The following is a 20,621-nucleotide window of genomic DNA, read 5'->3' as shown; positions in this document are numbered from 1 at the left end:
ATCATATCGGGGAGCAGCCACCCTGCTAGTCTTGATGGGGCTTAGGAGGCCGAGGACCCGCGATTACCCCATGTCTGGTGCGCGGCGGTCGGACCTGTCGGAAGGGATGGGGAGGCAAGCCGCAGGTTACGCCCATACCGGGGCGCGCCAGACCAATGGACGATGGCCATGGCCGGTTGGTGCCATCAACGCCCGGGCAACGGCCGATTACAGGTTGGGCGACGCGCGCGGTCGCGCGCGAAACCAGAACGGATCAGGTCACATGCGCCGATATCGCCCCCTTGCCCCGGTCCTTGCCGCGCTGATCGGGCTTTCCGGTGCGGCGCAGGCGATGGATGCGGATCCGGCTGGTGCCTTCCTGCCGGTAAAGGCGGCGGCCCCCGCGCCCGAGGGGGCGGCCGCGCTCTGCACCGCCTATGACTGGGTCTGTGCGGAAGGGGGGGATCAGGCGGCGGCTGCGGGGGCCGATGCGCTTGCCGTGGCGAGGGTGGTGAACGGTGCCGCCAATGCCGCCATCCGCCCGATCAGCGACCTGCGCCAATATGCCGTGGCCGAACGCTGGGCTCTGCCCACGGCGCGCGGCGGGGATTGCGAGGACTATGCGCTGTTCAAGAAGATGAAACTGGTCGAGGCCGGGGTCGCGCCAGAGCATCTGCTGCTGGCGGCGGTGCTGGACCATGACAACAAGCCCCATGCCGTGCTGGTGATGCGCAGCGAGATGGGGGATTTCGTGCTGGACAACCTGACGGATCGCATCCTGCCCTGGAACCGCACGGGCTATGTCTTTCTCAGGATGCAGGATCCGCGTGCGCCGGAAGGGTGGGTTTCCGTCTTTGCCCGGGGCGGGGCGGATCTTTCCAGCTGATCCCCTGCTGCCGATCCCGGTAACGGGCCGCGACGGCCGCGACATGGCAAAGGGCGCCCCGGGGAAACCGGGGCGCCCTTTCCCTGTCTGCCCGCCGATCAGGCGGCGAGGTCGTAGCGATCCGCGTTCATCACCTTGGTCCAGGCGGCGATGAAATCCTGGACGAACTTCTCGCGGTTGTCGTCCTGGGCATAGACTTCGGCATAGGCGCGCAGGATGGAGTTGGAGCCGAAGACAAGGTCGGCACGCGTGGCGGTGAATTTCACCGCGCCGGTCGCGCGATCGACGATGTCATAGAGGTTGCGGCCCTTCGGCACCCATTTGAAGCCCATGTCGGTGAGGTTGACGAAGAAATCGGTCGTCAGCGCCCCCGGACGGTCGGTGAACACGCCATGCGCCGTGCCGCCATGGTTGGTGCCCATCGCCCGCATGCCGCCCAGAAGGACAGTCATCTCAGGCGCGGAAAGGCCCATCAGCTGCGCGCGGTCGAGGAGAAGCTCCTCAGGCTCGACGGTGTAGGATTTCTTCATCCAGTTGCGGAAGCCGTCTGCCAGCGGTTCGAGAACCGCGAAGGAGGCGACATCCGTCTGCTCCGCCGTGGCATCGCCGCGACCGGGGGCGAAGGGGACGATGACATCGAAGCCCGCCGCCTTGGCCGCCTGTTCGACGCCGAGATTGCCTGCAAGGACGATCACGTCGGCCAGCGAGGCACCGGAGGAGGCAGCGATGGGTTCCAGCACCGACAGGACACGCGCGAGGCGGGCCGGTTCGTTGCCTTCCCAATCCTTCTGCGGGGCAAGGCGGATGCGCGCGCCATTCGCGCCGCCGCGGAAGTCGGACTGGCGGAAGGTGCGGGCGCTGTCCCAGGCGGTGCTGACCATGTCGGCGACCGAAAGGCCCGCCGCGGCGATCTTTGCCTTGACGGCAGCCACGTCATAGGAGGCGTTGCCGGCGGGGACGGGGTCCTGCCAGATCAGCACTTCCTTGGGCGCATCGGGGCCGATGTAGCGGGTGTTCGGCCCCATGTCGCGATGGGTCAGCTTGAACCAGGCGCGGGCGAAGACGTCCGAGAAATAGGCCGGATCCTTGGCGAAACGTTCCGAGATTTCGCGATAGACCGGGTCCACCTTCATGGCCATGTCGGCATCGGTCATGATCGGGTTGTAGCGGATGGACGGGTCTTCGACGTCGACCGGCTTGTCCTCTTCCTTGATGCCGACGGGTTCCCACTGCCAGGCACCTGCGGGGGATTTCCTGAGTTCCCATTCATAGCCCAGCAGCAGGTCGAAATAGCCGTTGTCCCACTTCGTCGGATGGGTGGTCCAGGCGCCTTCGATGCCCGAGGTCACGGTGTTGCGGCCCACCCCGCGCGAGACGTGGTTGTTCCAGCCGAGGCCCTGTTCCGAGATATCCGCGCCTTCCGGCGACGGGCCGAGGTTTTCGGCCCGGCCATTGCCGTGGGCCTTGCCGACGGTATGGCCGCCTGCCGTGAGGGCGACGGTTTCTTCATCGTTCATCGCCATGCGGGCGAAGGTTTCGCGCACCTGGGCCGCGGTCTTCATCGGATCGGGCTGGCCGTTCACGCCTTCGGGGTTCACATAGATCAGGCCCATGTGGACGGCGGCGAGGGGGTTTTCCAGCGTGGACGGGTTGGCGAGGTCTTCGTAGCGGTTCTCCGACGGGGCGAGCCATTCGGTTTCCGAACCCCAGTAGACGTCCTTTTCCGGCGCCCAGATGTCTTCGCGGCCGAAGGCGAAGCCGAAGGTCTTCAGGCCCATATTCTCATAGGCGATGGTGCCTGCAAGGATCATCAGGTCGGCCCAGGAGATGCGGTTGCCGTATTTCTTCTTCACCGGCCAGAGAAGGCGGCGGGCCTTGTCGAGATTGGCGTTGTCCGGCCAGGAGTTCAGGGGGGCGAAGCGGTGGTTGCCCGTGCCGCCGCCGCCACGGCCATCCGCCATGCGGTAGGTGCCGGCGGAATGCCAGGCCATGCGGATCATCAGGCCGCCGTAATGGCCCCAATCGGCGGGCCACCAGTCCTGGCTGTCGGTCATCAGGGCGTGGACGTCGCGCTTGATCGCGTCGAAGTCGAGTTTCTTCACTTCCTCGCGGTAGTTGAAGCCCTTGAGCGGGTTCGACTTGGTGTCATGCTGATGCAGGATATCGAGGTTCAGCGCCTTGGGCCACCAGGCCATCACCGAAGTTCCGGAGGTGGTCAGACCCCCATGCACAACCGGGCATTTGCCAGCGTCGTTTCCGTCCATGTCGCTCTCCTCGTGGCTGCAATGGCGGCGGGCACGCACGACCCTGAACGGGTGTCGGATCGGGGCGGCCTGCCGGAATGGAATCGTTCTAACACGGGATTTTGATTAGTTTAAGTTGGATTTTCTGATTGCAGTGATAAGATCGTGTTATGATAAACCTGACGCTCAAGCAGCTTCGCTATTTCGATGCGCTGGCCCGGCATGGCCATTTCGGCCGGGCGGCGGAGGCCTGCGCGATCTCGCAGCCGGCGCTTTCGATGCAGATCCGCGAGATGGAGGCGGTGCTGGGATCAGACCTCTTCGAACGCGGCGCGCGGCAGGCGCGGTTGACGGGCTTTGGCGAAGAGGTTCTGGCCCGCGCCCGAGAGATCCTGCGCGGGGTCGAGGAACTGGCCGACATGGCGCGCGCGGCGCGGGGCAATCTTTCGGGGCGGCTGCGGATCGGGGTCATTCCCACGATTGCGCCCTATCTGCTGCCCGCGATCATCGCCCGGCTGACCGAGGCGAATGAGGGGCTGGACATCCATCTGCGCGAGACGGTGACGCCCAAGCTGATCCGCGAATTGGAGGAGGGGCGGCTGGATACGGCCATCGTGGCCTTGCCGGTATCGGAGGCTTTCCTGACCGAGGTGGAGTTGTTTGCCGAGGATTTCGTGCTGGTCCGGCCCGGCGCGGATGCGGAAAAGCCCGTGCCGAACCCGGAAAAGCTGCGCGAGATGCGGCTTTTGCTGCTGGAAGAGGGGCATTGCTTTCGCGATCAGGCGCTGGATTTCTGCTATGCCGGGCAGGCGGCACCGCGCGAATTGCTGGATGGCAGCAGCCTTTCCACGCTGGTGCAGATGGTGGGGGCGGGGATCGGGGTGACGCTGATCCCGGAAATGGCCGTGGCGGTGGAAACGCGGTCGGCCCATGTGGCCATCGCGCGGTTCAACGGGGCGCAGCCGTCGCGGCGGATCGGGATGGTGTGGCGGCGGACCTCGCCCCTTTCCAAGCAGTTGTCGCAGGTGGCCGATGTGGTGCGCGCCGCAGGGCTTGCACAGCGGGCCGGGATGGGGGCTTGACCTCTGCCGCCGGTCTGCGGCCTCTTGTCGGGAAAGGGGAGGACAGGATGACCGTTTGCTTCACGACCGACCGGATGCTGCGCTTTGGCGATTGCGACATATCCGGCACCGCCTATTACCCGGCCTATATGAACATCCTGAACGGGGTGGTGGAAGAGTTCTGGGCCCATATCGGCTGGCCTTGGCACGAGATCATCTGGAAGGAGCGCTGGGGGACGCCGACGGTGCATCTTTCCTGCGATTTCTCCAAGCCTTCGTTCTTTGGCGACAAGCTCACTTTCCGGCTGACGGTGCTGAAGGTGGGGAAGTCTTCGCTGCGCCTGAAGCATACGGTGCATTGCGGTGAGGAACATCGCTGGTCGGTGGAGCAGGTGCTGGCGGCAAGCTGGCTGGACAGCCACACCTCGATGGTCTGGCCCGAGGATGTGAAGGCCAAGCTGGAAAGCCTGATGGCGCCCGAAGTGGCGGAGCGGCGGCCCGTGGGCGGGCCGCAGCCTGCGGGTCAGGCCCAGGGCTGAGCGGGATCGGGCAGCGGGATCGCGTCGAGCAGGTCGCGGCTATAGGCAGCTTGCGGGTTTGCGAAAAGGTCGGCGGTGGCGCGGTCTTCGACGATCTGACCCTGATAAAGGACGATGGTCCGCTGGCAAAGGCGGCGGATGACCGACAGGTCATGGCTGATGAAGGCCAGCGTCAGGCCGAGATCGGCCACGAGACGTTCCAGCAGGTTCAGCACCTGCGCCTGTGACGAGACGTCAAGGCCCGAGACGATTTCATCGGCAAGGATGAAATCGGGTTCCAGCGCGATGGCCCGCGCGATGCCTACGCGCTGGCGCTGGCCGCCGGAGAGTTCGTGCGGGAAGCGGGTGGCGAAGTGCTGCGGCAGGCCGACATGATCCAAAGCGCGGGCGGTGCGGTCGCGGATGTCGGACATGCCATGCAGGCGCAGGGGTTCGGCGATGATGGTGCCGACGCGGTGGCGCGGGTTGAGCGAGGACATCGGATCCTGGAAGATCATCTGGAAGCGGCGGCGCAGGGGGCGCAGTTGCGCCTCGGCCAGATGGGTGATGTCGGTTCCGTCAAAGCGGATGGCGCCGCTGGAGGGTTCCAGCAGGCGCACCAGCGCGCGGCCAAGGGTGGATTTGCCCGAGCCGGAGCCGCCGACGATGCCCACGACGGCACCCTTGGGGATGGTGAAGGAAAGGCCCTTGAGGATCTCGATCCGCGGGGCTGCGCCGAAGAGGGGTTTCGACGTCATGTCGGCCAGCGAAAGGCGCAGGTCATGGACGGCGTAGAGATCGGTCATGCGATGCCCCCTGCATCGAAGGCCGCGACTTCGGCGCGGACGGCGGCGATGACCTCGTCTGGGACGGGGGTCAGGCCCGCGGCAGGATCGGTGTATTTCGGCGTCGCGGCAAGGAGGGCGCGGGAATAGGGGTGGCGCGGGGCGGCGAAGAAATCGGTGACGGCGCTGTCTTCCACGACCATGCCGGAATAGAGGACCGAAAGGTTCTGGCAGACCTTGGAAACGACGCCAAGATCATGGGTGACGAAGAGGAGCGCGGTGCCATGGCGGGCCTGCATGCCCGCGATGAGTTTCAGGATCTGCTTCTGCACCGTGACATCCAGCGCGGTGGTAGGCTCGTCGGCCACGATCAGCTTCGGTTCGGCGGCGAAGGCCGAGGCGATCAGGATGCGCTGGCGCATCCCGCCCGAAAGCTCGTGCGGATAGGCGCGCAGGACGCGGTCGGGTTCGGGGATCTGCACCTCGGCCAGCAGGTCGCGGGCGCGGGCCTCGGCGGCACTGCGCGGCCAGCCAAGGATGTCGACCAGCCGGTCGGTGATCTGCGGCCCGATGCGGTGCGACGGGTTCAGCGCGGTGAGCGGGTCCTGCGGGATCAGCGCGCAGCTGGCCCCGATGCGGCGGCGGCGGTCCTTGGGGGGCAGGCGCAGCAGGTCGGTGCCATCGAGCAGGATTTCCCCGCCAGTGATTTCCACCGACGGGGGCAGGATGCCCAGAACCGCCTTGCCGATCATGGATTTTCCGGCCCCGGATTCGCCGACCAGCCCCCGCACCTCGCCCGCCTGCACATCCAGCGAGACGCGGCGCAGAAGGGGCGGGCCTTTCTTCAGGCGCACGGAAAGATTGCGGATGGACAGGAAGCTCATCTCAGCACCGGATCGAAGCGGTCCTTCAGCCCTTCGCCAAGCTGCGAGAAGGAAAGGACGGTGAGGAAGAGGGTGATCAGCGGGAAGACCAGCACCCACCACGCCTGATGGATGGAGGTGCGGCCTTCGGCGATCATGCCGCCCCATGTGGGATCGTCGGTGGATATGGAGAGGTTCACGAAGGACAGGATCGCCTCGACGATGACGGCGATGCCCATTTCCAGCGTCAGCAGGACCACGATGGTGGGCAGGACATTGGGAAGGATTTCCCGGATCATGGTGCCGATGCGCCCCCGCCCCGCCACGCGGGCAGAGGCGACATAGTCCATCGCGCCCTGCGCCATGGCTTCGGCACGCACGACGCGGGCGAAGCGGGTCCAGTCGATGACCACGATGGCGATGATGATGGAGGTCAGGCCCGGGCCGAGGACGGCGATCAGGAGGATGGAGAAGAGGACGGGCGGGAAGGCCATCCAGATGTCGATCAGGCGCGAGATGACCATGTCCACCCAGCCGCGCAGGAAACCCGCCAGCAGGCCCAGTGTCGCGCCGACAAGGCAGGTGATGCTTCCCGCGATCAGCGCGACCATCAGCGCCACCCGCGCGCCATGGATGATGCGCGACAGGACATCGCGGCCGAGGCTGTCTGTCCCCAGCCAGTAACCCGGTTCCGCGCCCGCCATCCAGAAAGGCGGCAGGCGGCCAAGAAAAAGGTCTTGGGCCAGCGGATCCTTCGGCGCGATCCACGGCGCCAGCAGGGCGGCGGCGGCAAGAAGCGTCAGCCACCCGGCGGAAAGCCAGAGCCGCAGCCCCGCGCGGCGGCGGATGAGGGAGCGCCCGTCGATCTGTCCGGCATCAGGCATGGCGCAGCCTCGGGTTCAGGACGGCGTAGAGCAGGTCGACGATCAGGTTGACCACGGTGAAGATCAGCGCAAACAGCAGCACGATCCCCTGGATCAGCGGCAGGTCGCGGTTGATGACGGCGTCGATGGCCATGTTGCCGAGGCCCTCATAGGAGAACAGCCGTTCGATGATGACGGTGCCGCCGATCAGGAAGGTGAACTGCACCCCCACCAGTGTCAGCGTGGGAAGGGCGGCGTTCCGCAGCGCCTCGCGCAGGATGACGCGGGTTTCGCCATAGCCCTTGGTCCGGGCCAGCGTGACATAGTCGAGGTTCATGGTTTCCTTCAGGCTCTGCTTCAGAAGCTGCCCGATGATCGCGGCCAGCGGGATGGCAAGGGCCAGAGCGGGCAAGACCATATGCGCCACGATATCGGCCCAGAGGTCGAAGCGCAGGCGCAGGAGGCTTTCGAAGAGGTAGAAATCGGTGGTGAAAGGCAGGTCGAGCGCGGGTGAGACGCGGCCCGAGATGTGGAAGACGGGCATCAGCACCCCGAAAAGCAGGATCAGCACCAGCCCCCACAGGAAATCCGGCACCGACAGCGCCATGCCATTGGCCACGTCGATGGCCCCTTCCGTGCGCCCGCCGCGAAAGCGGGTGCCGGTCAGGGCGGCCGCCCCGCCAAGGATCACCGCCATGACCAAAGCCATGATCGCCAGTTCCAGCGTGGCGGGCAGCCGGCCGAGGACGAGGTCGAGGACGGGTTGCCGCGTCGTGATCGAAGTGCCGAAATCCCCCTGCAGCACGCCCGCGACCCAGATGCCGAATTGCGTGAGCAAGGGCTGGTCCAGCCCATAAAGCGCGGACAGGCGGGCGATGTCGTCCTCCGTCGCGCCGGGGGGCAGCATCATGGCGATGGGATTGCCGGGCACGACCCGGATCACGAAGAAGACGATCACGGCCACGCCTGCCAGGGTGACAAGCGTCGTCAGAAGCCGGATCGCCAGAAGTCGAAGGAGTGCCATGCCTGTCTTCACTGCCCAGGGCGGCCCTCCATGCGGAACCGCCTGTCTTCGTCTTGGCCCAAATACCCATGCGACGGTCCCGCCGGACTGCCGCCCGGAAAAGGGGCGATGGGGGGTCCGGGGGGGCGGATGCCCCCCCGGCACGGTGCAGGATCAGGCCCGCTTCATCAGATGCGGCAAAAGCGCGCCCGAGGCATGCGGCGTCACCACGACGCCCGGCGCATGCAGGATCGGCTGGACATATTGCAGAAGCGGGATCACCAGCGCGTTTTCGGCTATGTACTTGTCCACCGCCTTCCAGCCGTCGATCCGCTTCGCCTCGTCCTTTTCGCCCCAGAGCGGGCCGATCATGCCGATAAGGTCTTCGCCATCCCAGACGGAATGCGGCGAGGGGCCGAACATCGCAAAGCCGGTCGAAGTCGTCGGATCGCCCACCGAATTGCCCCAGTTGTAGAAGGCGGCAGGGGCAAGCTGGTCTGCCGCGCGCAGCTCGTAATGCTTGGCGATTTCGTAGACTTCGATTTCCGCCTCGATCCCCACTTTGCGCCAGAGGCCGACGATGGCCTGCACCATCTCGTAATCCTTGGGCTTGAAGCCGCGGGTCGTCTGGATCTTGAACTTCACCGGGTTGTCGGGGGAATAGCCCGATGCGGCCAGCAGTTCGATCGCCTTCGCCTCGTCATAGGGCACGGTGATCGAGGCGTCGAAGGCGTCGTATTCCGGGGTTTGCAGCGTGTCGATCTTGACGCCATAGCCCGACAGCAGGCGGTCGATGATCGCCTGCTTGTCGATGGCATGGGCGGCGGCCATGCGGACATTCGGATCGGTCATCACTTCGATATCATTGAGGAAGATCATGCCGATATCCGAGATGGGCGCGGCAACCCCGGCCAGCGCCCCGCCCTTGAGGCGGTCATATTCCTCATAGGGCATTTCCAGCGTGACGTGAGAGTTGCCGGATTCCACCTCGGCCACCCGCGCCGCCGCATCGGGGACGAACTTGATCGTCACGGTGTCGAATTCGGGCTTGCCGCCCCAGTAATTGGCGTTGGCCTTCAGCCGGACGAAGGCGTTCCTTTCGAACTTTTCCACCATATAGGGGCCGGTGCCGATGGGCGCGGCCTCGAACCCCTCGGCGCCCACCTTTTCGTAATAGGCCTTGGGCAGGACATAGCCCGTCAGGAAATACATCCACTTGAAGATCGTGGGGTCGAATTGCGCGACATCGGCGATCACCTTGTTGCCTTCTACGCGGTGATTGGCCAGCGTCCCCCAGACGAACTGGATCGGGCTGCCGGTTTCGGGGTTCGCCACGCGGGCAAGGTTCCATGCCACGTCTTCCGCCGTGAAGGGCGATCCGTCATGCCAGGTCACGCCCTCGCGCACGGTCATCCAGACCTGCGTCTTGTCCTCGTTCCAGCCCCATTCGGTCAGCAGGCCGGGGGCGGGGGACAGGTCGGGCTGTTGCAGGATGTATTGGTCGAAAACCGATTGATAGAGGCCCTGAATGGTCGGGTTCACCGCGCTGGGGCCGACCGTCGGGTCCCAGGACGGCAGGTTGACGTTATAGGCGATGACAAGTTCGTCGATGGCCTGCGCGAAGGAGGGCAGGCCAAGGGTTCCTGCGGCCATCGTGGCGGCAGAGAGCTTCAGAAGGCTCCGGCGGTTGAGGTTCATGGTCGTTTTCCCTGTTGGTGGTTCTTTGTTGGTCTTTGGTCAGCTTCCGGCGAGTTTCCGCGCCAGAAGGTATCCGGGCCCCGCCCCCGTGCCTGCGCCGGGCCAGACGGCGGCGCCGGTGAGGTGGAGGTTGGCCAGCGGGGTGGACCCGTCGGCATGGCCGCGTGCGGGGCGGAAGAGGAAGTTCTGCGACAGGTGGTGGCTGCCGCAGACCTGATCGCCGCCGATCAGGTTGGGGTTGTCGGCCTCAAGCTCCACCGGTGTGACGATGCGCTGGGCGAGGATCTTCGCGCGGGTGCCGGGGGCGTGGGTTTCGAGGATCGCCAGCGCGCGGTCGGCGAAGGGCTGGGCGGCATGGGTCCAGTCGGTGGCATGGATCTCGCCCTTGGCGTCGCCCGTGAGGGTGCCGGGGGCCATGCGGACCTGCAGCCAGAGGGTGTGCTGGCCCTCTGGCGCGCGGGATTGGTCGAAGACGGTGGGTTGGCCGACGACAAGGATGGGTTCGTCGGGCAAGAGCCCCGCCTGCGCCTGCTGATAGGTGCGCGCCATCTGGTCGAGGCTGGGGGCAAGGTGGACATAGGCGAAGCGTTGCAGCGCCTCCCCCGCGCGCCAGTCGGGCAGGGCAGACAGGGCGAGGTGGATCATCATGGTTCCGGGCGCGTGGCGGAAGCCGTCCATGCTGCGGTCGAATGCGGGGGTGGTGTCGCCCGTCAGTTTGCGCAGGGCGCGGGGTGCCACGCCTGCGATCACGGCGCGGGTGGCGGTGATGCGGCGTCCGTCGGCCAGTTCGATGCCCGTGGCGCGGGCACCGTCGCGCAGGATGCGGGCGACGGGGGCTCCGGTTTCCACCGTGCCGCCGCGCGCAGTGATGGCGGCGGTCAGGGCGCTGACGATGGTATCCGCGCCGCCCTTGCCGATCACCATGCCGAAGGCCTGACCTGCCATGCCTTCGAGATAGGGGAACATCGCGCCGCCCGCGACATCGGGGGCGAAGTCCAGATGCATCCCCCATGCCGCAAGCAGGGCGCGGATATGCGGGTGTTCGAAGCTGTCTTCCAACCATGCGCGGGGCGAGGAGAGCAGGAAGCGGGTGAAGTCCAACGTTCCTGCCGCCCCTTTGGCGCGGAGTGTTTTGAACATGAAATATGCAAGCGCACGGAATTTCATCTCCGATCCGAGCAGGCCGAAGAGATGCGGTGCCTCATCCCCGAATCGCGCGACGAGGTTCTCCCACGTTTCTGCATCGCGGCGTGACAGGGCGCGGAGGGCCGCCAGCGTTTCGGCCATGTCGGTGGACACGCCCGCCCATGTGCCATCCGCGAAGGAGGAGGAGAAGGGGCGGTTGACGGGGACGAATTCGCAGCCGTGCCGTCCGAGTTCCGCGCCATATGCCTTGAAAAACGGGCTTCCGGCGAAAAGTGACAGGTTCATCGCGGCCCAGTCGTGGCGGAAGCCGGGAAGGGTGTATTCGCCCGTCTTGACCGCCCCGCCCGCGGTGGCGGCCTGTTCGAACACCCCCACGCGCCACCCCTTGGCCGACAGGTGCAGGGCGGCGGCCAGCGTGTTGTGGCCCGCCCCGATCAGGACTGCATCGAAGGTGTCGGCCATTTTCTCCCCGCCGGATTGACGCAGGGATATTTGCAAATGCATTTAAATCTGTCTAGCATGATTCCATGATCGCCGGGGCCAACCGGCGCGGGTATTGCCGGGATGGACCGGCCAACAGGGAGATGACGATGACCTCTGCAAGCGTGCTTTCATCCTTGGCGGGGATGCTCGCCTCGGGCGGGATCGAGGTGGTGGATTGTTCCGGAGTGCTGGGGCCAGAGACGCCCTTGCTGAAGCTGCCGCCGGATTTCGCCAAGGACACGCCGCCGATCAAGATCCACCGCATCAGCGAATATGACAAGGATGGGCCGTTCTGGGCGTGGAACTGGCTGGAACTGGGCGAGCATTCCGGCACCCATTTCGACGCGCCGCATCACTGGATCACCGGCAAGGATTACGCGGACGGCTATACCGACACGCTGGATGTGCAGCGGTTGGTAGCGCCGGTGAATGTGCTGGATTTCAGCAAGGAATGCGCGGCGAACCCGGATTTCCTGCTGACCATCCAGCATGTGCAGGATTGGGAGGCGAAGAATGGCCCGATCAATGCGGGCGAATGGGTCGTGCTGCGGTCCGACTGGGACAAGCGCGCGCATGACGAGGCGCTGTTCCTGAACGCGAACGAGACGGGGCCGCATACGCCGGGGCCGACGGCGGAGGTGATCGAATACCTGCTGGCCAAGGGCATCGTCGGCTGGGGCAGCCAGTGCATCGGGACGGATGCGGGGCAGGCGGGCGGCATGAACCCGCCCTTCCCGGCGCATAACCTTTTGCACAAGAACAACTGCTTTGGCCTGGCGTCGCTCGCGAACCTCGACAAGCTGCCTGCCAAGGGGGCGATCCTGATTGCGGCGCCCTTGAAGATCAAGCAGGGGACGGGTTCGCCCATCCGCGCGCTGGCGCTGGTTCCGAAGGGCTGATCCATGGCTGTCGATCACGTCATCATCGGAAGCGGGATCAACGCGCTGGTGGCAGGGGCGATGCTGGCGCTGAAGGGCGACCGCGTGCTGCTGCTGGAGCGCGAGGCGGTGCCGGGCGGTTGCCTGCGCACCGAGGAGATCACGCTGCCGGGATTCCGGCATGACGTGATGGCGGCGACATGGGTTCTGTTCATGACATCACCGGCGGGGGCCGTGCTTGGCCCCCACCTTGCGCGGCATGGGTTCGACTATTGCCACACGCCCCATCCGACCGCCGTGCTGCGGCCTGACGGGTCGTCGCTGGTGCTGACGACGGATCGGGCGAAGAATGTTGCGGCTTTCAATGCGCGGGCGGCGGGGGATGGGGATGCCCATGCCCGCGACGTCGGCGGGGTGGAGGCGGATGCGCCGTTCCTGTTTGCTTTGCTGGGTGGCGCGCTGTGGTCTTGGCCTACGGCGAAACTGCTGTGGGGGCAGGTGAGGAAGCGCGGCTTGCGCGGGCTGGCGGCGTGGTTCGGGCGCGCGCTGGTTCCGGCGCGGGGGTGGTTGGAAACGACCTATGCCTCGCCCGACGTGCAGGCGCTTTATGCGCCCTGGGTGCTGCATTGCGGGCTGACGCCTGAATCCACCTATTCCGGCCAGATGGGCAAGGTCATCGCCTTCGCGCTGGAGGCGGCGGGTGCGCCTGTCGTGAAGGGCGGGTCAGGCGCGGGCGTCGCCGCCTTCCGCGCGCTGATCGAGGAGAAGGGCGGGGAAATCCGCTGTGGTGCGGATGTGGACCGGATCATCGTGAAGGATGGCCGTGTGCGCGGGGTGGCGCTGGCAAGCGGAGAGGAGATTGCCTGCGGGTCGGTCCTCGCCTCTGTCGCGCCGGGGCAGTTGCAGGGGCGGCTGCTGCGCGACGTGAACCTGCCGGAGGATCAGGCGGGGGCAAAGGCGTTCCGGCATGGGCGGGGGAATTTCCAGCTGCATTACGCGCTGGACCGGCATCCGGAGTGGTTGTCGGCGGGGCTTGATGACGTGGCGCTGATCCATCTGGCGGATGGGATCGATTCCGTGTCCAAGGCGTCGAACGAGGCGGAGCGGGGGATGCTGCCCGTTACGCCCACGATCTGTGTCGGGCAGCCGCATCGGCTGGACCCGTCGCGGGTGCCAGAGGGCAAGGCGGTGCTGTGGTTGCAGATCCCCGACGCGCCGCGCGTGGTGAAGGGCGATGCGGGCGGCGAGATTGCGACGGATGGCGCGTGGTCCGAAGCGGTGCGGGAGGCATTCGCGGACCGTATCGAAGGCATCCTGAAGCGGCATATCCGGGATTTCGACGCGATCAAGTTGGCGCGGCGGGCCTATTCGCCGGCGGACCTTGAGGCGATGAACATCAATCTGGTGGGCGGCGATCCCTACGGGGGGCTTTGCACCATCGACCAGTTCTTCATTTTCCGCCCCTATGCCCATTCCACCAACGGCACGGGGCTGGTGCGGGGTCTGTCGCATATCGGCGCATCCACCCATCCGGGGCCGGGTCTGGGCGGCGGGTCGGGGTTCCTTGCGGCAAAGAGGTTGGGCGCATGACGGACCAGTCGCCGCCTGAAAAGCCGCCGTCATCCCTGCCCCGGCTGGGCGAGATCGGGCTGACCAATTACGCGCCTTACCTGATGAACCGGATCATGGGGCGGTATAACGCGTCCTTGCGGGATGAGATGGCGGGGCTGGGCCTGACCACGCCCAAGATGCGGGCGCTGGCGGTGCTTTCGGTCATCGAAGGGCCGCTGATCCGGGAACTGGCGGTCTATTCGGTGGTGGAGCAGTCTACCCTTTCGCGCGCCTTGGACCAGTTGGCGGGCGAGGGGCTGGTCCGGCGCGAGGCGGATGCCAGCGACAGCCGCGCGACGCGGGTCTTCATCACCGAAGCCGGGCGCACCGCGTTCGAGACGCTGTGGCCGCGCATGGCCGAGGCGCATGCGCGCATGTTCCGGGGCATCCCGGATGAAGAGCGGCGGGCCTTTGTCGGCACGTTGCAGAAGATGCTGACCAATATCCGCAAGCACGAGATCTGACGCGATTTTCGGCTGCGCGCAGAGTCTGGACATAGCCGAACGAGGGAGTTCCACCATGCATCGTCTTTTCGTCCTGACCTGCTCTGCCCTGGCCATCATCAGCCCGGCCATGGCCGATCCGATGCCCGGCATAAAGGGTGTCAACCATATCGGCATAACCGTGCCCGATCTGGCCGAGGCGGAAGCCTTCTTCACCGATGTTCTGGGGTGCCAGAAGGCCACCGCCTTCGGCCCCTTCCGCGATGATGCGGGCAGTTTCATGCAGGATGTGCTGGACGTGGACCCGCGGGCGGTGATCGAACAGATCACGCTGATGCGGTGTGGTTTCGGGTCGAACATTGAACTCTTCAAATACACCGCCCCCGACCAGAAGACGGTGGCCCCGCGCAACAGCGATATCGGCGGGCATCACATCGCCTTCTATGTCGAGGATATCAACGCCGCCGCCGCATACCTGAAGGAGAAGGGCATCCGCAGCCTGATGGGCCCGATTCCTGTCAGCGAAGGGCCCGCAGCAGGCCAGTCGATCCTCTATTTCTTCGCGCCCTGGGGATTGCAGATGGAGGCGATCAGCTTCCCGCAAGGCATGGCCTATGAAAAGGACGGCGGTCCGGTGCTGTGGTCCAACATCGCCCCGGCGAACTGAGGGAGGCGGCAGATGGCGGAACGATCCTTCAAGGCAGAGGTGGAACATCTGCGTTTGGGCGCGGGCGAAACCTTCACCGGCGAGGGGATTCTGGCGATCACCAAGGCGCTGCTGGAAAACGGCGTGGGTTATGTCGGCGGGTATCAGGGTGCGCCGATTTCGCATCTGATGGATGTGTTGGCCGATGCCGAGGAATTGCTGGGCGAGTTGGGAATCCGGTTCGAGGCCAATGCGAACGAGGCGGCGGCGGCGGCGATGCTGGCGGCGTCGGTGCATTATCCCATCCGGGGGGCGGTGACGTTCAAGGGGTCGGTGGGGGTGAACGTGGCGTCCGATGCCTTGGCCAATCTTGCGTCATCGGGGGTGAATGGCGGCGCGTTGATCATCGTGGGGGAGGATTACGGCGAAGGCTCTTCCATCATGCAGGAACGGTCGCATGCCTTTGCCATGAAATCGCAATTCTGGCTGCTGGACCCGCGTCCCAACCTGCCCTGCATCACCAAGGCGGTGCGGGACGGGTTCGAATTGTCGGAGGCGTCGAATACCCCCGTCATGCTGATGGTGCGGATACGGTCCTGCCATGTGACGGGGTCGTTCCAGACGCGCGACAACCAGCGCCCGACGCTTTCGGTCAAGGACGCGCTGTCCAACCCGCAATCGGATTTCGCGCGGGTCGTGCTGCCGCCCATGTCATTCGCGCATGAGCAGGACAAGATCAAGAACCGCTGGCCCAACGCGGAGAAATTCATCCGCGAGCGCGGGTTGAACGAGGTGTTCGGGCCGAAGACCGCTCCCGTCGGCCTCGTCCTGCAAGGGGGCATGTATAATGGCGTCATCCGCGCGTTGCAGCGGCTGGGGCTGGCCGATATCTGGGGCAACACGCAGGTTCCGCTTTATGTGCTGAACGTGACCTATCCCCTGCTGGCGGGCGAGTTTCTGGAGTTCTGCGAAGGCAAGGATCAGGTGCTGGTGATCGAGGAGGGGCAGCCCGAATTCATCGAACAGCAGCTGTCGACCTTCCTCTACCGCGCGGGATCGCAGGTGAAGCTGCGCGGCAAGGGCATCCTGCCGATGGCGGGGGAATATACGGGGCAGGTGATGCTGGACGGGATCACCGCCTTCCTGAAGGAGGCCGCTCCCCAGATGCTGCCCGCGCTGGTGCGCGCCCCGAACGAGGACAAGCCGCAGATACCGGACCTGACCAGGACGGTCCCCATCCGCCCGCCGGGGTTCTGCACCGGCTGCCCGGAACGGCCCATCTTCGCCGCGATGAAGCTGGTGCAGAAGGAAACGGGCAAGCTGCAGATCAGCGCCGATATCGGCTGCCACCTTTTCGCGTCGCTGCCCCCGTTCGAGATCGGCGGGGCGACGATGGGCTATGGCCTTGGCCCTGCGGCCAATGCGGCCTTTGACGGGGGCGGGGAGCGGCGGCCCGTGTCGATCATCGGGGATGGCGGGTTCTGGCATAACGGGCTGTCGTCCTCCTTCACCAACATGGCGTTCAACAAGTCCGATGGCGTGGCGGTGATCGTGGACAACTACTATTCCGCCGCGACGGGGGGGCAGGACATCATGTCCTCGCGCGCGGACAACCCGACCAAGGCCACGAAGCACCCGATCACCAAGGCGCTGAAGGGCATCGGGATCGACTGGGTCCGTCAGGTGGACCGCACCTATGACGTGGGCAAGATGCGCGACGTGCTGCGCGAGGCGCTGACGACCGATGCGCCGGGGCCGAAGGTGATCGTCGCCTCCAGCGAATGCATGCTGAACCGGCAGCGGCGGGAAAAGCCCCTGACGCAGAAGGCGATCAAGGACGGCCGCCGGGTCGAGGCTCCGCGTTTCGGGGTGGATGAGGATGTCTGCACGGGCGACCATGCCTGCATCCGGCTGTCGGGCTGTCCGTCGCTGTCGTTGAAGAAGCTGGACGATCCGCTGCGCGACGATCCGGTGGCCAGCATCGACCAAAGCTGCGTGGGCTGCGGCAACTGTGGCGAGGTGGCGGATGCGGCGGTGCTGTGCCCGTCCTTCTATCGCGCGGATGTGGTGCATAACCCCGGTGCGGGCGAGTTGAAGCGGGCGCGGATCAGGGATCAGGTGATCGGCTGGTTGCAGACGCGGCGCGCGGCGCGGCGGTTGAGTTTTGAGGGGGCGGCATGACCTTGCACGAAAACATAGGCGAGGCGATGGGCGCCCGCGCCGCCGATCCCCGCCTGTCGGGGATCATCAAGCTGGCCATTCTGGCCGTGGGTGGGCAGGGCGGCGGCGTCCTGACCGGCTGGATCGAGGATCTGGCGCGCGCCAATGGCTATGCCGCGCAGGCGACATCGGTCGCGGGCGTGGCACAGCGCACGGGGGCCACGGTCTATTACATCGAGATGGCCCCGCATCAGGAGGGGGAACCCTATCCCATCTTCTCGCTTATGCCGGCCGCCGGTGACGTGGACATCATGATCACGGCGGAAATGATGGAGGCGGGGCGGTCCATCATCCGCGGCTTTGTCACGCCGGACAGGACCACGCTGATCACATCAACCCATCGCGCGCTGGCGGTTTCGGAAAAGATGGTGCCGGGGGATGGCATCGCTTCCAGCGAAGAGGTGATGGCGGCGGCAGAGGTCGCGGCGCGGCGGGTGATCGCGGCGGATTTCGACGCGCTGGCGATACGGAACGGGTCGGTGATTTCGGCCTCGCTCTTTGGCGCCTTGGCGGGATCTGGCGCGCTGCCCTTCGCGCGCGAGGCTTTCGAGGCGGCGATCCGGGGCGGGGGCAAGGGGGTCGAGGGGTCGCTCAGGGCCTTTGGCGCGGCCTATGAGGTGGCGGCGAACCCGGTGGTGGAGAAGCCTGCCGCCCCTGTGGCCGCGCCCCTGCCCAAGGTGCAGGGTCCGGCGCGGCTTGTGGCGGAATGGGAGCGGCTGGCGGCGCGGGTGGCGGCGCTGCCCGGACCGGTGGCCGAGATGGCGCTGCCGGGGCTGCGCAAGGTGGTGGAGTTTCAGGACCTGCGCTATGGCACGGAATATCTGGACCGGCTGGCGCAGGTCATGGCGCGGGATCAGGCGGCGAAGGGTTGGGTCCTGTCGCGGGAGGCCGCGAAATACATCGCCAATGCCATGGCCTATGACGACATCATCCGCGTGGCCGATCTGAAGACCCGCGCGCGGCGGTTCGACCGGATCCGCAAGGAGATGCGGGTGAAGGACGGCACCCTTCTGCATCTGACGGAATTCTTCCATCCGCGGGCCGAGGAGATTGCGGGGATGCTGCCCGCGCGTCTGGGCGCGCGGGTAGAGGCCGACCCGAAATGGAGGACGCGGCTGGACCGGTGGTTCAACAAGGGGCGGCGGTTGCGGACGGATACCCTGCCCGCCTTCGTCATGCTGCATGTGCTGGGCGGGATGAAGTTCTGGCGGCGGCGCACGCTGCGCCATGCGCAGGAACAGGCGCATCTGGAGCGCTGGTTGCAGGCCGCGCTGGCCGAGCTGGGGCGGAATTACGATCTGGCGGTAGAGGTGATCCGCTGCCGCCGCCTGATCAAGGGCTATTCCGATACCCATGCGCGCGGGCTGTCCAAGTTCGACCGCGTCATGGCCGCGACGGCCCGCATCGCGGCGCGGGACGATGCCGCCGACTGGTGCCGCCGCCTGCGCGAGGCCGCGCTGAAGGATGAGGAAGGCAAGGCGCTGGAGGGGGCGATCAAGACGATCGAAAGCTTCGCCTGAAGCCATCTTCATCTTGGCGAAAATACCCACAGGGGGTGAATTGCCCGCAACGGGCAAGAGGGGGCGCGTGCGCCCCCTTTCTTCTGTCAGGTCAGCGCGCGATAGCCGCCGTTCCAATAGATCAGCGCCCCGGCATCCGGCGTGGTGCGGATGGCGCGGACGCGGCCGATCAGGATGGAATGGGTGGCGCGGTCGATCATCTCTTCCAGCGTGCAGTCGAAGGCCGTCGGTGCGCCTTTCAGAAGCCGCGCGCCGGTGACGGCGGTTTCCCATTCGGCCCCGTCATAGCGTGCCGGACCCTTCACCCCGCCAAAGCCCGAGAACCGCTCGGCCACGGCCTGATGCGCCGCGCCGAGCGAGTTCCAGCCGAAATGGCCATAGCGCGCGAAAAGCGGGTGGCTGGAGGCCGACCGGTTCACGCAGGCCAGAAGCAGCGGCGGATCCGCCGAAAGCGAGATGGCCGAGGTGACGACAAGCCCTGTCGCCTCTTCGCCCTCGCCCACGGTGATCACGCTGCAATTGCCCACAAAGGCGCGCATCGCGTCGCGAAACGCCTTGCCGTCCGGTTCGGCCATCTGCCCTGCTCCTATCTGATCCCTGCCGCTTCCAGTTTCGGAAGCACATGGTCACGGAAATAGGGGAACTCTTCGACATAATCGACAAAGGAAAGCGTGGTTCCCGCAAATCCTGTCGCATGCAGCTTGAGAATGCCTTCCGCCACCTGATCCGGCGTGCCGATCAGGGGGAAGCCGCCATGTCCCAGGGCGAAGAGGTGCTTGATCTGCGCCAGCAGGTCATGCGGGAAGCTGTGGGCATGGGCGAATTGCAGGCGCACCAGATTGTCGACCGCATCGGTATCGGCGTTCTGGACGGCGGTGTAATCGGCGAATGCCTTCGCCTCGGCCTCGGTCGGGCGGCAGATGACGTGCGAGAAGGTGAGGACGTTGACATCCCGCCCCTTGGCCTTGGCCTGCGCCTTGAGGTCCGCGATCTCGGTTTTCGACCGTTCCAGATCAATGGCCGGGGTGAAGAGGAAATTGGCATTGTCGGTGGCGAATTCGCGGCCCTGCGGGCTGCCTGCGGCGTTGATGATGGGGACGGAGCCGCGGATGGGTTTCGGATCGCCCTTCACCTTGGCGGCCTTGAAATAGGTGCCGTTCCAGTCGAAATGATCGTCCGAGGTCCAGAGCTTGCGGATCAGGTCGAACCATTCCTGCGCATAGGCATAACGGGTTTCGTGGTCGTCGGGCAGCGTCAGGCCGAGCGCTTCGTATTCCGGCTTGTTCCAGCCCGCGACGATGTTCAGCCCTGCACGGCCATGGCCGATCTGGTCGATGGTGGCCATCTGCTTGGCCACCACGACGGGGTGGTTGGCGGCGGTGTGGATGGTGGCGAAGACGGCGATGTTCTTGGTTGCGGCCAGCAGTCCTGCGGCCCATGTCATGGTTTCCAGCACGCCGCCGTGGAAATCCGTCTCGCCGCCGTAACCGATCCAGCGGGCGATGGGGAGCATGAAGTCGATCCCCGCCTCGTCCAGCATCTTCGCCAGTTTGAGGTTGTTGTCCCATGAATTGACCCAGCGTTCGGGGGCCTTGGTGGGCGTCATCCCCGAGGAGCAGTTGGTCGAGAAGGTGCCAAGGCGAAAGCGATCGCCCGAAAGCATCGGGTGGTGAGGCATGGTTGCAGTCCCTGTTGGAGCCCACATTCTCCAAGTAAGTCGCTGATTTCGCTGTCGTAATCGTGATATTTCGCATATAAATCATGGCGTTGACGGC

General features: G+C 65.7%; 18 protein-coding genes. 9 read left to right on the top strand and 9 right to left on the bottom strand.

Annotated features, from left to right (window positions below):
* Nucleotides 1-262 precede the first annotated feature (262 nt).
* Nucleotides 263-865 carry a transglutaminase-like cysteine peptidase gene (locus G5V65_RS19985; protein ID WP_165053920.1) on the top strand — a complete coding sequence of 201 codons (603 nt, stop codon included), beginning with the start codon at nucleotides 263-265 and terminating at the stop codon, nucleotides 863-865.
* 98 nt (nucleotides 866-963) lie between these two features.
* Here G5V65_RS19985 and katG read toward each other — a convergent pair whose 3' ends face one another.
* On the bottom strand, nucleotides 964-3,129 hold the full coding sequence (gene katG, locus G5V65_RS19980) for a catalase/peroxidase HPI (RefSeq protein ID WP_165053917.1): 2,166 nt from the start codon (nucleotides 3,127-3,129) through the stop codon (nucleotides 964-966).
* A 149-nt stretch (nucleotides 3,130-3,278) separates the two neighbouring features.
* Here katG and G5V65_RS19975 point away from each other — a divergent pair, with 149 nt between their 5' ends.
* Both G5V65_RS19975 and G5V65_RS19970 read left to right on the top strand, forming a co-directional pair.
* Nucleotides 3,279-4,190, top strand: coding sequence for a LysR substrate-binding domain-containing protein (locus G5V65_RS19975; protein ID WP_165053914.1), 912 nt, complete (start codon nucleotides 3,279-3,281; stop codon nucleotides 4,188-4,190).
* Nucleotides 4,191-4,237: 47 nt separating this feature from the next.
* Nucleotides 4,238-4,708: an acyl-CoA thioesterase gene (locus tag G5V65_RS19970; RefSeq protein ID WP_165053911.1), complete on the top strand. Its 471-nt coding sequence runs from the start codon at nucleotides 4,238-4,240 to the stop codon at nucleotides 4,706-4,708.
* Here the strand turns inward: G5V65_RS19970 and G5V65_RS19965 are convergent.
* The 6 genes from G5V65_RS19965 to G5V65_RS19940 all read right to left on the bottom strand — a co-directional run bounded on the left by G5V65_RS19965 (nucleotide 4,693) and on the right by G5V65_RS19940 (nucleotide 11,507).
* Entirely contained in the window at nucleotides 4,693-5,493 is an 801-nt protein-coding gene (locus tag G5V65_RS19965; protein WP_165053908.1) for an ATP-binding cassette domain-containing protein, read from the bottom strand. The two genes, G5V65_RS19970 and G5V65_RS19965, sit on opposite strands and share 16 nt — an antisense overlap.
* Entirely contained in the window at nucleotides 5,490-6,356 is an 867-nt protein-coding gene (locus tag G5V65_RS19960; protein ID WP_165053905.1) for an ABC transporter ATP-binding protein, read from the bottom strand. The genes G5V65_RS19965 and G5V65_RS19960 overlap by 4 nt, the downstream gene beginning before the upstream one ends.
* Nucleotides 6,353-7,219 carry an ABC transporter permease gene (locus tag G5V65_RS19955; RefSeq protein WP_206526904.1) on the bottom strand — a complete coding sequence of 289 codons (867 nt, stop codon included), beginning with the start codon at nucleotides 7,217-7,219 and terminating at the stop codon, nucleotides 6,353-6,355. Before G5V65_RS19955 ends, G5V65_RS19960 begins: the two co-directional genes overlap by 4 nt.
* Nucleotides 7,212-8,222, bottom strand: coding sequence for an ABC transporter permease (locus G5V65_RS19950; RefSeq protein ID WP_165053902.1), 1,011 nt, complete (start codon nucleotides 8,220-8,222; stop codon nucleotides 7,212-7,214). Before G5V65_RS19950 ends, G5V65_RS19955 begins: the two co-directional genes overlap by 8 nt.
* 153 nt (nucleotides 8,223-8,375) lie before the next feature.
* Nucleotides 8,376-9,899 carry an ABC transporter substrate-binding protein gene (locus G5V65_RS19945; protein ID WP_165053899.1) on the bottom strand — a complete coding sequence of 508 codons (1,524 nt, stop codon included), beginning with the start codon at nucleotides 9,897-9,899 and terminating at the stop codon, nucleotides 8,376-8,378.
* 39 nt (nucleotides 9,900-9,938) lie between these two features.
* Nucleotides 9,939-11,507 (bottom strand): phytoene desaturase family protein, encoded by a 1,569-nt coding sequence (locus tag G5V65_RS19940; protein ID WP_165053896.1) that lies wholly within the window; start codon nucleotides 11,505-11,507, stop codon nucleotides 9,939-9,941.
* A 128-nt stretch (nucleotides 11,508-11,635) separates the two neighbouring features.
* Between G5V65_RS19940 and G5V65_RS19935 the strand changes: the two genes are divergently transcribed.
* From G5V65_RS19935 to G5V65_RS19910, 6 genes are read left to right on the top strand one after another with little or no spacing between them, the layout of a single operon-like run.
* Nucleotides 11,636-12,427 carry a cyclase family protein gene (locus tag G5V65_RS19935; RefSeq protein ID WP_165053893.1) on the top strand — a complete coding sequence of 264 codons (792 nt, stop codon included), beginning with the start codon at nucleotides 11,636-11,638 and terminating at the stop codon, nucleotides 12,425-12,427.
* A 3-nt stretch (nucleotides 12,428-12,430) separates the two neighbouring features.
* Nucleotides 12,431-13,996 carry a phytoene desaturase family protein gene (locus G5V65_RS19930; protein ID WP_165053891.1) on the top strand — a complete coding sequence of 522 codons (1,566 nt, stop codon included), beginning with the start codon at nucleotides 12,431-12,433 and terminating at the stop codon, nucleotides 13,994-13,996.
* The gene (locus tag G5V65_RS19925) at nucleotides 13,993-14,481 is read left to right on the top strand and encodes a MarR family winged helix-turn-helix transcriptional regulator (protein WP_165053889.1); all 489 of its coding nucleotides are present in this window, start codon (nucleotides 13,993-13,995) and stop codon (nucleotides 14,479-14,481) included. The genes G5V65_RS19930 and G5V65_RS19925 overlap by 4 nt, the downstream gene beginning before the upstream one ends.
* A 55-nt stretch (nucleotides 14,482-14,536) precedes the next feature.
* Complete coding sequence (locus tag G5V65_RS19920) at nucleotides 14,537-15,127, top strand: VOC family protein (RefSeq protein ID WP_165053887.1); 591 nt, start codon at nucleotides 14,537-14,539, stop codon at nucleotides 15,125-15,127.
* Between the two features lie 12 nt (nucleotides 15,128-15,139).
* Nucleotides 15,140-17,287 (top strand): thiamine pyrophosphate-dependent enzyme, encoded by a 2,148-nt coding sequence (locus tag G5V65_RS19915; RefSeq protein WP_165053885.1) that lies wholly within the window; start codon nucleotides 15,140-15,142, stop codon nucleotides 17,285-17,287.
* Nucleotides 17,284-18,846, top strand: coding sequence for an indolepyruvate oxidoreductase subunit beta family protein (locus tag G5V65_RS19910; protein WP_241250672.1), 1,563 nt, complete (start codon nucleotides 17,284-17,286; stop codon nucleotides 18,844-18,846). The genes G5V65_RS19915 and G5V65_RS19910 overlap by 4 nt, the downstream gene beginning before the upstream one ends.
* Before the next feature lie 86 nt (nucleotides 18,847-18,932).
* On the opposite strand, the gene G5V65_RS19905 is transcribed toward G5V65_RS19910, so the two are convergent.
* Both G5V65_RS19905 and G5V65_RS19900 read right to left on the bottom strand, forming a co-directional pair.
* Nucleotides 18,933-19,421 carry a flavin reductase family protein gene (locus G5V65_RS19905; protein WP_165053883.1) on the bottom strand — a complete coding sequence of 163 codons (489 nt, stop codon included), beginning with the start codon at nucleotides 19,419-19,421 and terminating at the stop codon, nucleotides 18,933-18,935.
* Nucleotides 19,422-19,432: 11 nt separating this feature from the next.
* Nucleotides 19,433-20,524: an LLM class flavin-dependent oxidoreductase gene (locus G5V65_RS19900; RefSeq protein WP_165053881.1), complete on the bottom strand. Its 1,092-nt coding sequence runs from the start codon at nucleotides 20,522-20,524 to the stop codon at nucleotides 19,433-19,435.
* Between the last annotated feature and the right edge of the window lie 97 nt (nucleotides 20,525-20,621).

The organism is Paragemmobacter kunshanensis, from assembly GCF_011059185.1.
GTDB lineage: Bacteria > Pseudomonadota > Alphaproteobacteria > Rhodobacterales > Rhodobacteraceae > Paragemmobacter > Paragemmobacter kunshanensis.
The sequence above is the reverse complement of the archived record's forward strand: the minus strand, read 5'-3'. Positions and strand labels throughout refer to the sequence as shown.

Coding starts and splice junctions, on each gene's coding strand:
- G5V65_RS19985 (WP_165053920.1), top strand. CDS start 263: ATGCGCCGATATCGCCCCCTTGCCCCGGTCCTTGCCGCGCTGATCGGG.
- katG (WP_165053917.1), bottom strand. CDS start 3,129: ATGGACGGAAACGACGCTGGCAAATGCCCGGTTGTGCATGGGGGTCTG.
- G5V65_RS19975 (WP_165053914.1), top strand. CDS start 3,279: ATGATAAACCTGACGCTCAAGCAGCTTCGCTATTTCGATGCGCTGGCC.
- G5V65_RS19970 (WP_165053911.1), top strand. CDS start 4,238: ATGACCGTTTGCTTCACGACCGACCGGATGCTGCGCTTTGGCGATTGC.
- G5V65_RS19965 (WP_165053908.1), bottom strand. CDS start 5,493: ATGACCGATCTCTACGCCGTCCATGACCTGCGCCTTTCGCTGGCCGAC.
- G5V65_RS19960 (WP_165053905.1), bottom strand. CDS start 6,356: ATGAGCTTCCTGTCCATCCGCAATCTTTCCGTGCGCCTGAAGAAAGGC.
- G5V65_RS19955 (WP_206526904.1), bottom strand. CDS start 7,219: ATGCCTGATGCCGGACAGATCGACGGGCGCTCCCTCATCCGCCGCCGC.
- G5V65_RS19950 (WP_165053902.1), bottom strand. CDS start 8,222: ATGGCACTCCTTCGACTTCTGGCGATCCGGCTTCTGACGACGCTTGTC.
- G5V65_RS19945 (WP_165053899.1), bottom strand. CDS start 9,899: ATGAACCTCAACCGCCGGAGCCTTCTGAAGCTCTCTGCCGCCACGATG.
- G5V65_RS19940 (WP_165053896.1), bottom strand. CDS start 11,507: ATGGCCGACACCTTCGATGCAGTCCTGATCGGGGCGGGCCACAACACG.
- G5V65_RS19935 (WP_165053893.1), top strand. CDS start 11,636: ATGACCTCTGCAAGCGTGCTTTCATCCTTGGCGGGGATGCTCGCCTCG.
- G5V65_RS19930 (WP_165053891.1), top strand. CDS start 12,431: ATGGCTGTCGATCACGTCATCATCGGAAGCGGGATCAACGCGCTGGTG.
- G5V65_RS19925 (WP_165053889.1), top strand. CDS start 13,993: ATGACGGACCAGTCGCCGCCTGAAAAGCCGCCGTCATCCCTGCCCCGG.
- G5V65_RS19920 (WP_165053887.1), top strand. CDS start 14,537: ATGCATCGTCTTTTCGTCCTGACCTGCTCTGCCCTGGCCATCATCAGC.
- G5V65_RS19915 (WP_165053885.1), top strand. CDS start 15,140: ATGGCGGAACGATCCTTCAAGGCAGAGGTGGAACATCTGCGTTTGGGC.
- G5V65_RS19910 (WP_241250672.1), top strand. CDS start 17,284: ATGACCTTGCACGAAAACATAGGCGAGGCGATGGGCGCCCGCGCCGCC.
- G5V65_RS19905 (WP_165053883.1), bottom strand. CDS start 19,421: ATGGCCGAACCGGACGGCAAGGCGTTTCGCGACGCGATGCGCGCCTTT.
- G5V65_RS19900 (WP_165053881.1), bottom strand. CDS start 20,524: ATGCCTCACCACCCGATGCTTTCGGGCGATCGCTTTCGCCTTGGCACC.